The organism is Streptomyces sp. NRRL S-1022, assembly GCF_000720135.1.
In the GTDB taxonomy this organism is placed as follows: Bacteria; Actinomycetota; Actinomycetes; order Streptomycetales; family Streptomycetaceae; genus Streptomyces.
In genome coordinates, this window is record NZ_JOIU01000177.1 from 1 (window position 1) to 315 (window position 315).

A 315-nucleotide genomic window follows, 5' to 3' on the forward strand; every position below is an offset into this window, starting at 1 on the left:
CATCCTCACCGAGCTGAACGACTGCCGGCTCGTCGGCGCGAACCTGGACGGCGCGGACCTCAGCGGAGCCGACCTGACCGGCGCCGAGCTGGACGCCGACTTCCGGCGGTCCGCCGTGATTTCGGACTACCTCACGATCTGGCCTGGCGAAAGGAGCCCCTCGTGATCATTCTGGGCTACAACGGATTCGGCAAGTCTGCGGAAATCTTCGGGCGCCTCTTTCGCGCCACCGGTATCGACCGCCACCTGCTGTACGGCCACGACTCCTCCGCCGCACTCGTCATCGACGGGAAGCTGGTCGCCGCCGTCGAGGAG

The 315-nt window shown here is 67.0% G+C and carries 1 protein-coding gene; it reads left to right on the forward strand.

Annotated elements, in window-relative coordinates; all coding sequences use genetic code 11:
• The first annotated feature begins 13 nt into the window (after positions 1-13).
• Positions 14-166, forward strand: coding sequence for a pentapeptide repeat-containing protein (locus tag IG05_RS46455; RefSeq protein WP_267883346.1), 153 nt, complete (start codon positions 14-16; stop codon positions 164-166).
• Positions 167-315: the final 149 nt, after the last annotated feature.